Origin of the sequence: Paraburkholderia phenoliruptrix (assembly GCF_902859825.1) — a bacterium.
Classification (GTDB): Bacteria; Pseudomonadota; Gammaproteobacteria; order Burkholderiales; family Burkholderiaceae; genus Paraburkholderia; species Paraburkholderia phenoliruptrix.
In genome coordinates this window covers 103,422-116,978 of record NZ_CADIKB010000006.1, presented here as the reverse complement: position 1 = coordinate 116,978, position 13,557 = coordinate 103,422, and the positions used below count along the sequence as shown (strand labels likewise).

Sequence of the window (13,557 nt, the reverse complement as noted above, 5' to 3'; positions counted from 1 at the left end):
CTAGCAAGGAGATTGCATTGACGAATTCCGCCGACTCTTCCCCGCCTTCCGGGCAAGCCATCGACCTGCAACTGCTCGAACTCGCGCAGCAGGTATTCGATCTGGCGCGCCGCGGCGATGCCGCGATGCTCGCCGCGGTGATCGAAAAAGGCGTGCCGCCGAATCTGCGCAACGAGAACGGCGACAGCCTTCTGATGCTCGCCAGCTACCACGGTCACGTGGATGCCGTGCGCACGCTGCTGGAACGCGGCGCCGACCCCGACCTGCGCAATAACAACGGCCAAACGCCGATTGCAGGCGCGGCGTTCAAAGGCTTCGAGGGCGTGGTCGAAACGCTGCTCGCGCATGGCGCGGATGTGGAAGGCGCGTCGCCCGACGGGCGCACCGCGCTGATGGTGGCCGCCATGTTCAACCGCACCGCCATCATGGACCTGCTGATCGCGCACGGCGCGAAGCCGGACGCGCGCGACGCCGCAGGCGCGAGCGCACTCGACGCGGCCGGCCGGATGGGCGCGGCCGACGCGCAGGCAAAGCTGCGCAACGCCTAGGGCTTGCCGGTCAGCAGCGCTTTCACGTCGAGTTGCGCGAGGTCGCCGATCCGCTCGATGCTCACGTCCGCGGGGGGATTGCTCAAGATCTCCTTCGGATCGAGCGCGTAATGGCCTTGACGCGGAAATACCGTGGTCAGCCTGCCGCCCCAGGCTTTCTTCATGGCCGTGAGAATGCGCAGCTTGTCGTCGACCATCACATAGTGGCGCGCCGGGTAGCATTCCATCACCTGGTCGAGCATCAGCTCCTTGTGAATGTAGATCAGCACCCGGCCCCCGACTTCTTCCCACAAGCCCGAACGCGCGACCTTGCGCGGCTGGAACACCACGTCGCCGTCGGACAGAATCACCGTGGGTCCGTACTGGCCGACGTGGCGCAATGCGTCGAGCGCGCCGGGATAAAGCCGGTTCGCAAACGGGTAGTCGATCAGAAACGACGACATCAACAACAGGCGCGTGTCCCGCGGATGCTCGGTGCGATAGCGCTGCAACGCGCCGAGATAGTCTGCATAGCCGAGCTCGCTGCGCAACTGCTCGAAAATTTCCCAGTAGCGCGTGCTGTTGTCGGTGCCGAACTCGCGCATCATGTGCGCGCGTAGATCCGACAGCACATGATCGTTGTCGAGCAAGGTGTTGTCGCAATCGAACAGGAAGACGACGTCGTGCGGCGTGGTTCCGTTGGCTTCTGCGGCTGGCATGTCCGGCTCCCTGAATGGGCTGTACTGTGCTTTGAGGCGGGGCGAGGCGAAGGGACGCGAGGCGATCGGCGCGATCAACTTGCGACCGATCAGCCCTGCGGGCTTTGGGGCGATTCAGCCGGCTTCTCGGCATGGCCGCCGAAGTCATGGCGCATGGCCGACAGCACGCGGTTCGCGAAGTCCGCCTCGCCGCGCGAACTGAAACGCCCGAACAGCGCCGCGCTCAGCACCGGCGCGGGCACGCCTTCGTCGATGGCCGCGGCCATGGTCCAGCGCCCTTCACCCGAGTCGGATACGCGGCCTGCGTAGCTCTTAAGATCTGCGTCGCCCGCGAGCGTGCCCGCGATCAGGTCCAGGAGCCACGAGCCGATCACGCTGCCGCGTCGCCAGACTTCGGCGATATCGGCCAGATTGAGATCGTATTGATAGAACTCGGGACGGCGCAGCGGCGAAGTCTCGGCGTCCGCGTCGCGCGCGTGCCTGCCGGCGTCGGCGTGACGCAGAATGTTGAGGCCCTCGGCATACGCGGCCATCAAGCCGTACTCGATGCCGTTATGGACCATCTTGACGAAGTGCCCGGCGCCGAGCGGCCCGCAATGCAGAAAACCCTGCTCCGCCGTGCTGCTGCCCGCCGTGCGTCCTGGCGTGGCGGGCGCGGCGGCTGCGCCCGGCGCGAGCGTCGAAAAAATCGGCTCAAGCCGTTGCACCACGTCGGCCTCGCCGCCGATCATCAGGCAATAGCCGCGCTCGCGTCCCGCGACGCCGCCGCTCGTGCCGACATCCACGTAATGCAGCTTGCGTTCGGCCAGCTCGGCGCCGCGGCGAATGTCGTCGTGATAATAGGAATTGCCGCCGTCGATCACGATGTCGCCCGGCTCGAGCAGGGGCACGAGTTTTTCCAGCGTGCCGTCGACCACCGCGGCGGGCACCATTAGCCAGACCGCGCGCGGCTTGTCGAGTTTGGCGACGAGGTCTTCCAGCGACGAGGCGCCCGCCACGCCCTCCTGCGCGAGCCGCTCGACGGCGGCGGGCTGCACGTCGTAGACAATGCACTGCTGAGCGCCCTTCGTCAGGCGCCGGACCATGTCGGCACCCATGCGTCCCAATCCAATCATGCCTAGCTGCATTTCACCGCTCCCGAAAGTGCCACGTGATGCTGGCTGGTTTCATTCAGATGCCGATGCCGCGTTCACTACCGACCGCCCGGCGACGCGAGCGCGCCACGCGCCGTGTGCACAGGCGCGGGAAGCGCGGTCTGATAACCGCCTGACAACCGCGCTGGCAACCGCTTTGGCAACCGCGCTGGCAACCGCGCTGGCAACCGCGCTGGCAACCGCTTTGGCAACAATACGCCTCTCTGGAGAGGTTGTACGCGAGCTAAAGTTCCGCACGCTGGATCCGTTCAGCTCGCTGCAAGCCTGCGCCAGTCGCAGACCATGCGCTGCGGCTGGATCAAAGCTCGCGCCCTCCACGCAGCGCGCGCCACGCCTGAAGCCTGCCATATTGCGTACTCGCAAAGCGCCGCACGGCTCGCCACATGAGCGGATAGCGATAGCCCGGCACGGCAAACAGGACGAGCGCAGCCAGCGCGAGCAGGCCGCAGAATAGAAACGTGCCGCGATAGCTGAACGCCTGCACCAGCAATCCCGACAACACGCCCGACAGAATGGAGCCGACCCGCGCCGCATTAAAGAACAGCGCCGTGGCCCGTCCAGGCGCGTGCGGCATGAGGTCCTGCACATACGTCATGCCGAGGCACGAGGTCACGGCGACCACGAACGCGTTGAGCATCTGCATGGGAATCAGCACATGCACGTTGCCCGCGAGCGACATGCCCACGAAATACGCCGCGTGAACCGCGGCGCATGCCGCAAGCCAGTTCGGCTTATGCAGCTTCGACGATTTCGCGCCGAGCGCGAGCATCATCGGAATCTCGGACAAAGCGCCGAGCCCGAGCATGACGGAAACGTCGAGATGCGTGCCGTCAAGACCGTGCACGATGTAGAGCGGCAGCACGATCATCGTGGCGTTCGCGGCTAGCCCGAGCAAGGTCAGCGCCGCGACCGCGCGGCCGGTATCGTTCGTCGAAGCCACGCCGGGCAGATCCTCATGCGCATCGGGACCGGGCTCCCTGAGCGGCGGCACGGTGATCGACGCCGACGGCTCGGACGCGGTGTCCTCCACCGTATGGTCGCCGAGATGGCCTTGCGGCTCGCGCATGCGCCAGACAATGGCGGCGCACGCCGCGAAGCTCGCGGCGGCGAACAGGAAAAGCCCGGTGAAGCTGGTCGCCGCGAGCACGAGCGCGCCCACCGACGGCCCGAACACCCACGCCGCCGAGAGAATGGTGCGCAGCGTCGCGCTGGCAAATACACGCTCGGCCGCGTCCGGCACGGGCAGCGCGGCGCGGCTGAAGGAAAACACCATCGAAATGGCCGAGCCGCCCGCACCGATAAACACAATGCCGACGACGAGCAGCAGCCGGTAATCGCGCACCACGCATAACCCGAGGTAGCCCAGCGCGGCGAGCACGAGCGCGACGAGCAAGAGCGGCCGGTGCCGGCCGCTTGCATCGCTCCAGCGGCCGGCGAAGGTGCTCGCGAGCACGCCGCTCGCGGCGATCAACGTCATGAAGACACCGAGCCGGAACGGCGTCATGCCGGCGCGTTCGACGCCGAAGAGCGACAGATACGGAGCAGTGAACGACATGGCCACACCGAGCATCAGCGTGGCGGCGGCAAGCGGCTTGAAGCCGGGAATGTGCAGCAGACCAAAAAAACGTGAGTTTTTCAACACGGGCGGCTGTGGGCTCAGTAGACGCGAGGCTGCGCGGCGCGGCGCGCGGGGCAGGCTTCGTGGCGGGATGAACGGGGCATTATCGACCGGGTGTGCGGCCGCGTAAAGGCGGGGGGGTGCATCCCAAATTTATGGCTTTTTTTTGCGGCGACGGGGATTGGAAATGACAGGCGCGCAAGGGCCGCACCAGGGATCACTGCTTGCATGCGCCGCGCCCGCCCCTCGAACCAATAGCTGGTACTCTTATCAAACCAACGTGCAGCGCGCCTTTGCGGCCGCGCACGCTCGAATTTACAAACACTCGGTGCCCAACCCCATCCGCAGCGGAGCATGCATGGCAACCCGGACAGCCTATTCCACCCACGCCCCGTCACGAGCCGAGGTCGACGCGTTGCCCGGCGCAACCGTCCTCGAGTTCGGCACGGACTGGTGCGGCTACTGCCAAGGCGCGCAGCCTTCCATCGCGAAAGCGTTCGAGGCCCATGCGGGCATACGGCATCTGAAAATCGAGGACGGCCCTGGCCGGCCGCTTGGCCGCTCGTTCAAGGTCAAGCTGTGGCCCACGCTGGTTTTCATGCGCGACGGCGCGGAAGTGGCGCGCGTGGTGCGCCCCACCAGCGTCGAGCAGATCGCGGACGCGTTCGCGTCGCTCTAACCGCACCGAGCGCTTCCATCATGAAGCAAGCCATCCATCACCTGAGCGTCAAGGCCCGCACGCGCGGCCTCGTCGAATTCACCGACGAAGCCCGCCGTTTCGTCGCAGCGCAGCACGTTGAAACCGGCTTGCTGACGCTGTTTTGCCGTCACACGTCAGCATCGTTGCTGATTCAGGAAAACGCGGACCCGTCGGTCCAGCGCGACCTGGAGCGCTACTTTGCAACGCTTGCACCCGAAGACGAGCAACGCTACGAGCACGACGCCGAAGGTCCCGACGACATGCCCGCGCATCTGCGCACCGCGTTGACCCAGGTGCAATTGAGCGTGCCCGTCGAACATGGGCAGATGGTGCTCGGCACCTGGCAGGGTCTGTATCTGTTCGAGCATCGGCGTCATACGCAGCATCGCGACATCGTGTTGCATCTGATCGGCGAATAGGCCGAATCCGCAGCGTCGGGGCGCGCGTCGCGAGCGCAGGTTTTCTTCCGCAACCGGAACAAAGGGAGTGCATCTCATGGACACCCGCAGCGAACTGCAAGCCACCGTCGACGCCATGATTCAACCCGGCAAGGGTCTCCTCGCCGCCGACGAAAGCGGCCCCACCATCGCGAAACGCTTCAAGAGCATCGGCATCGAGTCGACGGAAGAGAATCGCCGCGCCTATCGCAACCTGCTGCTCACCACCCCCGGTCTCGGCGAATTCGTGAGCGGCGTCATTCTCTATCAGGAAACGCTCGGCCAGAAAGCCGACGACGGTACGCCGTTTCCCGAACTCGCGGCGAAAAACGGCATCGTGCCCGGCATCAAGGTCGACCTCGGCAAGATTCCGCTCGCTCATGCTCCCGGCGATGAAATCACCGAAGGCCTGGACGGCCTTGCGCGCCGCTTCGTCGACTACAAGCAGCAAGGCGCGCGCTTTGCGAAGTGGCGCGCGGTGTACAACATCGCGGCCAATCTGCCGAGCCGTCTCGCGATCGAAGCCAACGCCGACTCGCTCGCGCGCTATGCGGCGATCTCGCAGGAAGCGGGCATCGTGCCGATTGTCGAACCCGAAGTGCTGATGGATGGGGACCACACCATCGAGCGCAGCGCCGAAGTCACCGAAGCGGTCCTGCACGAGGTGTTTCATGCGTTGCACCGGCATCGCGTAGTGCTCGAACACATTCTGCTCAAACCGAGCATGGTGCTCGCCGGTTCGGAAAACGCGCGGCAGTCGTCGACTGCGGATATCGCCGCCTACACGCTGCGGATTCTGAAACGCACCGTGCCCTCGGCGGTGCCCGGCATCGTCTTTCTATCAGGCGGGCAATCTCCCGAAGAAGCGACCGCCAATCTCGACGCGATGAATCGCCTCGGACCGCTGCCCTGGAACCTGAGCTTCTCGTATGGGCGCGCGCTGCAGGAGCCGCCGTTGCAAGCGTGGCAAGGCGCGGCCGGCAACGTGAAGGAAGCGCAGCAGGCACTGCTCAAACGCGCGCGCCTGAACAGCGCCGCGGCGCTCGGAAATTACGACGCAGCGCAGGAAAACAGCTAGCGTCAAGGCGGAAAACGTAAAACCAAAGCAAAAGCCGCGGTGTTCGTGAGGCGCTCATCGCGCCTCACTCCCACACCGTTCGCGGCAAGCGAGCAAACGATAAGCGCCTTACTGGCCCTTCGTGTCGCTGCTCGCGTCGGCGCCGGGCATATTGGTCGTGTCGGTTGCGGGCTTCATTTTCTTCGACTTCGACGAATGCTTCTTCATCTTCGAATGCGACATCGAGCTGGAACCCTGCATGTCGCCGCCCTCGCGCGTCGATGCATTGGCGTTCGTGCTCGGGTCGTTGCCGGCCGGGCCGCCGCCGCCACCGCCGCCCGTGCCTTGGGCCATCGCAAGCGAGGACGCCGCGAGCAGTGTGGATACGAGCAATGCCTTCTTGATCTTCATGACTGTTCTCCTGTCGGGATGGAAGCGGAATAGAAGCGGATCGAGCGCGCAGGCGAACCTGCGTGCGCATGCCTCGTCAGGAGTCCAGCAAGGGATGTGCCGCGCCATTGAAAATCGCTCAGGTGTCACTGCTCACGCGCATTGTTCACGATTCACAAGCAACGAGTGCGTGCAGTTCCGCGATATTGAACGGCTTCGCCAATATCGCCACGCCGAGACGCCGGGCGCGTTCGAGTTCATCGGCATAACCGGTCATCAAGGCGATCTTCTGCGAAGGCCAGGTACTGCGTATCTTTTCCGCGAGGTCGATGCCGTTCAGTTTGCCCGGCATCTGGATGTCCGACAGCACCAGTTCGAAACGCTCGCCGCCGGTGAGGACGTCGAACGCCTGATCGGCGGTAGGCTCGTGCCGGACCTCGCAACCAAAGGTCTGCAGCACCGCTGCGACGCCGGCCGCGACATCTTCGTTGTCTTCCACGAGCAGCACCATGCCGGCGTGCCGCAGCGCCGACTGCTCGGCCACCTCTTCTGCCGCGGCCTCTTTCTGCCGGCGTTCGCGATAACGCGGCAGATAGAGGCGCACCGTCGTGCCGCTGCCCTGCACACTGTCGATTTTCGCCGTACCGCCCGCCTGTTCGCACATCGAGAGCACCTGCGCCAGCCCGAGACCCGCGCCCGATCCGCTCAGCTTGGTGGTGAAAAGCGGCTCGAACGCGCGCCGCGCGACCGATTCGGGCATACCCTCGCCATCGTCGGAACAGGCGATCAGCACGTATTCGCCGTCGGGCAGCAGCGTGTCGCTGCCCACCAGCCGGTTGTTCTGGCAGCGGATCACAAAGCGTCCGCCGCGCGGCATGGCATCGCGCGCATTGACCGCGAGGTTCATGATCGCGAGTTCGAGGTCGGTGGGGTCGGCAAGCACTGGCCAGACATCGTCGACGATACTCAGCGCCAACTCGATATGATCGCCAAGCGCCGCTTCGATCAGCGGCGCGGCGCCGGGCATCCATTTCCTGAGGTCGATCGGTTCCTGTTTGAGCGGCTGTTTCTTCGCGACACTCAAAAGACGCCGCGTCAGCGACTCCGCCGTCGCAGTGGCGCGCTGCACCGCGGTCATTTCCTTTTCGAGGTTGTTAAAGCGCTTAAGACGCGCCAACTCGATGTTCGCGGATACGACCATTAACAGGTTATTGAAATCGTGCGCGACGTTGGCAACCAGATTCCCGAGCGCCCCCATGCGCTGCAATTGCCGGCTCGATGCTTCCGCCGAGAGCCGCATGGCGACCTCGCCCTGCCAGCGTTCCCACGCCACCCGTTCGCCGTCCAGTTGACGCAGCGAATAAAGCACCAGTATCCAGATTGCGATGCAGGGCACCGCCGTCAATGAGGCGATCACCACGAAATGCCGCCGCCACGCGTCGACGATCGCGCCGGTTGCATAGGCGCTCGACACGTACAGCGGGTAATCGCCGACGCGCCTGAACGCGACGAGCCGCTCCACATCGTCCACGGGCGATTTAACGCGCACATGCCCCGACCACTGCTTGTCGCGCAAAGCCGCCGCGAAAGCGTTGGCCGCGGGTGCCTTCACGCCGCCGGGCCACGGCGGATAGCGCACCAGCAGATTGCCGTCCGCCCGATAAAGCGCGAGCGCAAGCGACGTGTCGCCGTTCGTCAACTCGCGGTAAAAGCGCGAGAAGTACTCACTGCGCAACGCGACCGACACGACGCCGAGGAACGTGCCGCCCTCGCCGATTCGTCCTATGGCCGTGTTGAACACATTGGTCTGCGAAAGCGTGCCGAGCATCGGCAGCGAGAAATACGGGTGCGGGCGCATGGCGCGCGCGGCGAGAAAGTCCTCGCGTTCGCTCATGGAGATGGCCGGCGCGGGATAAGCGCGGCTCGACACCAGCAGGTCGCCGTTCGCGCCGATCAGGTAGATGGACGCCACTTGCGGAAAGTCTCCGCCAATCTCGCGCAACTGCCGGTTCAACTCCGACGCATGCGCGCGAATCTGTGCGTCGTCCTCGGTGCCGATCAGTTCGACGATGCGCGACGCCATCTGCTGATTCAGGTCGAGCACCTTGACTGCCTGCTCTTCGGTCACGCGCACGAGCCGGTCGATGACATCGTTCGAATCGGCAATTCGCCGCTGGTAATCGAAGTAGCCATAACCGGCGAGACAGGCGAGCGGGAAAAGGATCGATACCGCAAGCACGACAAGAAGCATCCGCCGCGTCGCCGAAAAATTGCGCGACGGCATGGGGAAATCGACTGCGACTCGCTCCGCACGCTGCACGGCCTACGTCTCCACTCAAAGTTCATACAAGTCAGGGAATTGGTCGCACGTATCGTGCCCTGCTGGTCGTGCGCTAATTCCTTACCGGGAATCTACCGCACTTTTCGGCCATGCACATAGCGACGCGCGAACCCACCACAATCTTTCCGCGCAGCTGCGTTCCGCAAACGCTCGGGCACATGAATTGCTCCCCGAGAAGAGATCCCGCGCGCATCGCCGCATCGCCCCGCGGCTTCAGTAAGTCGAGCGCTCTTGATCACTCCGCGAAATGCGCATGCCTCTCACTGTCCGACGCGTCGCCCAGCTTTCGCAATTGCGCGAAGACCGTGCCGAGCGCGTCGTCGTGGACGACCACAAGATCCTCCTTATCCGTGACGGCGATACCGTGCGCGCCTATTCCGCCGACTGCCCGCACGCCGGCGGGCCGCTGGAAGAAGGCGCGCTCTGTCACGGCCGGATTATCTGCCCGTGGCACAAAGGCACGTTCGACGCCGCCACCGGAAAAGTGCTGGAGCCGCCACCGCTCGTGCCGCTGGAACGCTACACGGTGATCGTGGAGGGCGACGACATCATGGTCAGCTCCGACAAGCTGCCCGGCGAAACCGAGCCCGCCCGCACGCCGGAGCCGCACTTCGTCGTGATCGGCGCAGGGGCCGCCGGCGCAGCGGCATGCGCCGCGCTGCGCGAATACGGCTTCACGGGCCGCGTCACGCTGATCGGCGATGAACCGCACGCGCCCTACGACCGCACTTCGCTGAGCAAATTCGTCCCTTCCGCCGAGATGCCTGCCGACGACGTACCGCCGCTTCTCGCGCCCGACTGGTACGAGCGCCACGGCGTGGAGCGGATCGTCGCGAAGGTCGCGCGGCTCGATGTGCCGGCACGAACGATCCACTTCGACACCGGCGGCGAACTCGCTTACGACACCGCACTGCTTGCCACCGGCAGCGCGCCGCGCGTGCCGCGTATTCCCGGCTGCGAGCTGAGCGGCGTGCACGTGTTGCGCCATCTCGACGACGCCGCGGCCCTCGTCGATGCCCTCGGCGACGGCACGGCAGACGGCCTTATGCAAAGCGCCGCGTCGACGCAAGTGGCCATTCTCGGCAGCAGCTTCATCGGACTGGAAACGGCGGCCGCGCTGCGCAAACGCGGCGTGCAGGTCAGTATTATTTCGCCAGATAAGGTGCCTTTCGAAAAGCAGTTTGGCGAGCGTGTCGGCAGCATGTTTCGCGAGCTGCATGAGCGCAATGGCGTCAGGTTTCATCTGCAAGCCAGGGTCGCTTCGCTCGAAGGCGAAGAAGGCAATGTGCACGAAGTGATGCTGGAAAGCGGCGAGCATATTGCCGCTGATCTCGTGCTATTAGCAACAGGCGTTGCCCCCGCCACGGGCTTTGTCGAAGGCTTGCCGCTGCAGAAGGACGGCGGCGTGATCGTGAACGCAGGCATGCAGGCCGCGCCGGGGCTGTACGCGGCGGGAGACATCGCGGTGTTTCCGCTGCGCGAAAACGAGGAGCCGGTGCGAATCGAACATTGGCGCGTCGCGCAGCAACAGGCGCGCATTGCGGCTCAAAACATGTGCGGCGCGCGTAACCGCTACAATGCCGTGCCGTTTTTCTGGACCTATCACTTCGGCAAGAACTTCGAGTACCTCGGCCATGCGAGCGAGTGGGACGAGCTTGTCCTCGACGGCGATTTCGAGCAGCACGATTTTGCTGCGCTCTATATGAAGGACGACAGGGTCGCTGCCGTGCTCGCGTGCAATCGCGACGCTCAAACCGCGCATCTGATCGATGCAATGCGACGGGAGCCGCTCACGCGGGCGCAGGCATTGCGGATTGTCGGGCGCGACTCGTGCGACGGCGCTGATTGGAATCCACCATGAAGGACACCGCCATCGTTCAACTCTACACGTCGATGTAAAAAGCACCCCATGTGGGCCGCGCGAATCGCGAGCCGCTTTGCGCATCACATCTGTTAGTGAAAGGAGAAGCGTCATGCCAGAACCGAAGGAACAACATCCGAATGCCGACAAAACCGAGAAGCAGATCGACAAGCAGGTCGAAGACACGTTTCCGGCCAGCGACCCGCCTTCCACCGGCGGCACCACGAAAATCGTGACCGACGACGAAGACAGTGCGTCCGAAGGCGAGGCCACTGGCAAATAGCCGTCGCCGCTCACTCGCAAAAACGCCCGGACCGCGCAAGCGCCGGGCGTTTTGCCGTGCACTTATTGCTGGCGTTAAGCGCTTGCCGCGGCCAACGGCTCGGCACTCGTTCCCGTGCAGCACAGATGGCACGCGGCGAGCATTTCCTGCAACGAGGTCACGTAGCACTCGGCGCCCATGGCGTTTTGCAGATCGACGCTCCACTTCTCCAGATCTTCCGGCGCCCACAGTCCGACGATAATCGACACTTTCGGCAAGCGCGCGTGAATACGCCGGACCATATAGCGCAAATGCGAAGGAATGCCGTCTATTTGCAAGTAGACGAGGCAGACAAGCGCGACATCGTCGGCGTCCATCTGATCGATCGATGCACGCGAGGCTGCTTCGTGCGGCACTGCGCGCGCCGTGAAGCCATGTTTGCCGAGCAACTGCAGCACAATGGTCGTGGCGAGCGGATCCAGTGGGCCGCGGCCCGGTATGCACAGCACGCGTTGATTCGCGGCGCGCGGCATCGGCTGGGAAATGTCCAGCGCGCGCCTGGCGGCGGGCTCGGACGCAAGCTCGAGCGGTTCTTCATCGGCTTTGTGCGCGCTATCTTCCGCTCGCTCGTCGGCCTCGCCGCGTGGAAGCTGGCTGGCGAACACCATATGCGTGAGCGGCGTCGTAAGCGGTGTATTGCGCCAGGGCGCGAGCGGCCCGACGTCCGTGTTGGTGTCTTCCGCAGACGGCAGCGGCGGCTCGTCCGCATAACTGTCGAGCCCATCGACGAGATCGTTCGTGGTGGACTCGATGCGCGCAAGCTGCGCCGCCGTGACGCTGCCGCGCACCACGTCATTGGCGGCCAGTTGCAGGCCCTTGATCGTCACCTCGTCGTAGTAAGCGGCTAACGAGCGTTCGCGCAGCAGCGCTTCGGCCTGCGCGATCGCTTCGTCGGGGTCGCCCGCGAGAGCGCGTTGATAAAAGTTCTCCACCGGCGTGAGCGCGGGCTGATCGCCCAGCATGACGTCGAGAAATTCCAGACGCCTGATATGCCGGCCGAGCACGAGCAGACAGAGCGTCAACGGCGTCGACAGAATCAGGCCGATCGGCCCCCAGATCCAGCTCCAGAAAATCGCGGCGACCACGACCGAGAACGGCGAAAGCCCGGTGCTGCGGCCATACAGCAAAGGCTCGACCACCTGTCCCACCAGCAGTTCGACTGTCACGAAGAGCGCAATGGACCAGACCGCCATGTCCCAGCCGGGACTGACTGCGGCGGCCAGCGCCGTGGCGAGCGCGCCGGCGATCCAGATACCGACGTACGGCACGAGGCGCAGCAAGGCCGCGAGTATGCCCCACAGAATCGGGCTCGGCACGCCGATAAAAAACAGCCCTGCGCCGATCGCGACCCCGAGCCCCGCATTCAGGCCCAGTTGCGAGACGAAGTAGCGGCTCAGACGCCGCGCGGCCTCGTCCATCACCATGGTCGTGCGGTGCAGATCGCGCGAGCCGAAGAGACGGATTGCGCGGTCGCGCAGATCGTCGCGCTGCAGCAGGATCACCACCATCACGACGAAGACGATGAACGCCGTCTCGAGCGGACTGATGGCCGGCGATAACACCCGGCGTGCGACTTCGAGCGGCGTCGGCACGGGCTCGCGCACTTCGACGGGCACGGCCGCGGGCGCCCGGCCATCCGCCGAAGATGCATCGTGCCGCGGCTCCGGCTGCGACGGTTCGACCGTGGCACGCTGCAGTGCCTGGCCTGCGGCTTTCGCAAAGCGGTCCAGTTTGCCGACAGTCAGCGCATGCGCCGCTTCCATCTTGCGCTCGATCGTCGCCTGATAACGCGGCATGCCCGCGGCGAGCTCGGTCAACTGCATCGTGATCACCGCGCCGAGCACGCCGATTACGGAGACTGACATCACCACCGCCGCGAACACTGACGCAACGTGGCCGAGCTTCAGCCGGCCCAGCGATTTCACGAGCGGCGCGACGAGAAAGCTCAGCAGAATCGCGAGCGTCATCGGAATCAGCACAGCACGCGCGAAATACAGGCACGCGACGAAGCCGGCACCGACAGCCAGCGCAATCAGCGCGTCCAGACCGAACGCGGCAGGCGGTGCGTCGATGCGGGTAGGCGGCGTGGCGCGCGGCGTGTCCTTCATGGCGCTACGTGCAGCGCGTCGTTATTTATTGTGGCGCTCCCTGTCATGCTCGTTATTTTTTGGGTTCCTCTGCAATCGGCCCGCTTTCCACGGGCGGCGCTTCCTTTTCGATTTCACTGCGGGCCTGCTCCCAGTACTCATCGGGTGTGCCTTTGGGCTCGGGCGCGTGCTCCCACAGGTAGTAAGCCCGCGTGCGAATCTGGTCTTCCTGGGAGGTCTGCTCCTGTTCCATTTGATCACCTACGCTTAAAGGTCTCGCGGATGCCGGCATGGCGAGCCGCGCGCATCGTGATGAATGCGCGTGGCCATCGTCAGGAGAGCAA

At 64.7% G+C, this 13,557-nt stretch carries 13 protein-coding genes; 6 read left to right on the top strand and 7 right to left on the bottom strand.

Going from position 1 to position 13,557, the window contains the following annotated elements:
• Nucleotides 1-17 precede the first annotated feature (17 nt).
• A complete protein-coding gene (locus tag HV711_RS09445) occupies nucleotides 18-548 on the top strand; it encodes an ankyrin repeat domain-containing protein (protein WP_035483565.1) in 531 nt (176 codons plus the stop codon).
• On the opposite strand, the gene HV711_RS09440 is transcribed toward HV711_RS09445, so the two are convergent.
• The 3 genes from HV711_RS09440 to HV711_RS09430 form a co-directional block, all read right to left on the bottom strand.
• Nucleotides 545-1,246: an HAD family hydrolase gene (locus tag HV711_RS09440; protein WP_014971770.1), complete on the bottom strand. Its 702-nt coding sequence runs from the start codon at nucleotides 1,244-1,246 to the stop codon at nucleotides 545-547. The two genes, HV711_RS09445 and HV711_RS09440, sit on opposite strands and share 4 nt — an antisense overlap.
• A gap of 89 nt (nucleotides 1,247-1,335) precedes the next feature.
• Nucleotides 1,336-2,373, bottom strand: a complete 1,038-nt coding sequence (gene gnd, locus HV711_RS09435) for a phosphogluconate dehydrogenase (NAD(+)-dependent, decarboxylating) (RefSeq protein ID WP_035483549.1) — start codon at nucleotides 2,371-2,373, stop codon at nucleotides 1,336-1,338.
• Between the two features lie 325 nt (nucleotides 2,374-2,698).
• Nucleotides 2,699-4,042 carry a sugar efflux transporter gene (locus HV711_RS09430; RefSeq protein WP_035483548.1) on the bottom strand — a complete coding sequence of 448 codons (1,344 nt, stop codon included), beginning with the start codon at nucleotides 4,040-4,042 and terminating at the stop codon, nucleotides 2,699-2,701.
• Between the two features lie 334 nt (nucleotides 4,043-4,376).
• Here HV711_RS09430 and HV711_RS09425 point away from each other — a divergent pair, with 334 nt between their 5' ends.
• The 3 genes from HV711_RS09425 to HV711_RS09415 all read left to right on the top strand — a co-directional run bounded on the left by HV711_RS09425 (nucleotide 4,377) and on the right by HV711_RS09415 (nucleotide 6,233).
• Nucleotides 4,377-4,697 (top strand): thioredoxin family protein, encoded by a 321-nt coding sequence (locus HV711_RS09425; RefSeq protein ID WP_028359928.1) that lies wholly within the window; start codon nucleotides 4,377-4,379, stop codon nucleotides 4,695-4,697.
• 20 nt (nucleotides 4,698-4,717) lie between these two features.
• Nucleotides 4,718-5,137, top strand: coding sequence for a secondary thiamine-phosphate synthase enzyme YjbQ (locus HV711_RS09420; protein ID WP_013590157.1), 420 nt, complete (start codon nucleotides 4,718-4,720; stop codon nucleotides 5,135-5,137).
• Between the two features lie 76 nt (nucleotides 5,138-5,213).
• Nucleotides 5,214-6,233, top strand: a complete 1,020-nt coding sequence (locus tag HV711_RS09415) for a class I fructose-bisphosphate aldolase (protein WP_028359927.1) — start codon at nucleotides 5,214-5,216, stop codon at nucleotides 6,231-6,233.
• Between the two features lie 108 nt (nucleotides 6,234-6,341).
• Here the strand turns inward: HV711_RS09415 and HV711_RS09410 are convergent, their stop codons facing one another.
• Entirely contained in the window at nucleotides 6,342-6,623 is a 282-nt protein-coding gene (locus HV711_RS09410) for a hypothetical protein (protein ID WP_035483546.1), read from the bottom strand.
• A 145-nt stretch (nucleotides 6,624-6,768) separates the two neighbouring features.
• Nucleotides 6,769-8,922, bottom strand: coding sequence for an ATP-binding protein (locus tag HV711_RS09405; protein ID WP_013590160.1), 2,154 nt, complete (start codon nucleotides 8,920-8,922; stop codon nucleotides 6,769-6,771).
• A 274-nt stretch (nucleotides 8,923-9,196) separates the two neighbouring features.
• Between HV711_RS09405 and HV711_RS09400 the strand changes: the two genes are divergently transcribed.
• Complete coding sequence (locus HV711_RS09400; RefSeq protein WP_175145063.1) at nucleotides 9,197-10,804, top strand: FAD-dependent oxidoreductase; 1,608 nt, start codon at nucleotides 9,197-9,199, stop codon at nucleotides 10,802-10,804.
• A 112-nt stretch (nucleotides 10,805-10,916) separates the two neighbouring features.
• Nucleotides 10,917-11,087 carry a hypothetical protein gene (locus HV711_RS09395; RefSeq protein ID WP_013590162.1) on the top strand — a complete coding sequence of 57 codons (171 nt, stop codon included), beginning with the start codon at nucleotides 10,917-10,919 and terminating at the stop codon, nucleotides 11,085-11,087.
• 74 nt (nucleotides 11,088-11,161) lie between these two features.
• On the opposite strand, the gene HV711_RS09390 is transcribed toward HV711_RS09395, so the two are convergent.
• Both HV711_RS09390 and HV711_RS09385 read right to left on the bottom strand, forming a co-directional pair.
• Nucleotides 11,162-13,234 (bottom strand): AI-2E family transporter, encoded by a 2,073-nt coding sequence (locus HV711_RS09390; protein ID WP_035483542.1) that lies wholly within the window; start codon nucleotides 13,232-13,234, stop codon nucleotides 11,162-11,164.
• A 52-nt stretch (nucleotides 13,235-13,286) separates the two neighbouring features.
• Nucleotides 13,287-13,466 carry a DUF2934 domain-containing protein gene (locus tag HV711_RS09385; RefSeq protein ID WP_006047061.1) on the bottom strand — a complete coding sequence of 60 codons (180 nt, stop codon included), beginning with the start codon at nucleotides 13,464-13,466 and terminating at the stop codon, nucleotides 13,287-13,289.
• Nucleotides 13,467-13,557: the final 91 nt, after the last annotated feature.

Coding starts and splice junctions, on each gene's coding strand:
- HV711_RS09390 (WP_035483542.1), bottom strand. CDS start 13,234: ATGAAGGACACGCCGCGCGCCACGCCGCCTACCCGCATCGACGCACCG.
- HV711_RS09410 (WP_035483546.1), bottom strand. CDS start 6,623: ATGAAGATCAAGAAGGCATTGCTCGTATCCACACTGCTCGCGGCGTCC.
- gnd (WP_035483549.1), bottom strand. CDS start 2,373: ATGCAGCTAGGCATGATTGGATTGGGACGCATGGGTGCCGACATGGTC.
- HV711_RS09395 (WP_013590162.1), top strand. CDS start 10,917: ATGCCAGAACCGAAGGAACAACATCCGAATGCCGACAAAACCGAGAAG.
- HV711_RS09425 (WP_028359928.1), top strand. CDS start 4,377: ATGGCAACCCGGACAGCCTATTCCACCCACGCCCCGTCACGAGCCGAG.
- HV711_RS09400 (WP_175145063.1), top strand. CDS start 9,197: ATGCCTCTCACTGTCCGACGCGTCGCCCAGCTTTCGCAATTGCGCGAA.
- HV711_RS09415 (WP_028359927.1), top strand. CDS start 5,214: ATGGACACCCGCAGCGAACTGCAAGCCACCGTCGACGCCATGATTCAA.
- HV711_RS09420 (WP_013590157.1), top strand. CDS start 4,718: ATGAAGCAAGCCATCCATCACCTGAGCGTCAAGGCCCGCACGCGCGGC.
- HV711_RS09385 (WP_006047061.1), bottom strand. CDS start 13,466: ATGGAACAGGAGCAGACCTCCCAGGAAGACCAGATTCGCACGCGGGCT.
- HV711_RS09440 (WP_014971770.1), bottom strand. CDS start 1,246: ATGCCAGCCGCAGAAGCCAACGGAACCACGCCGCACGACGTCGTCTTC.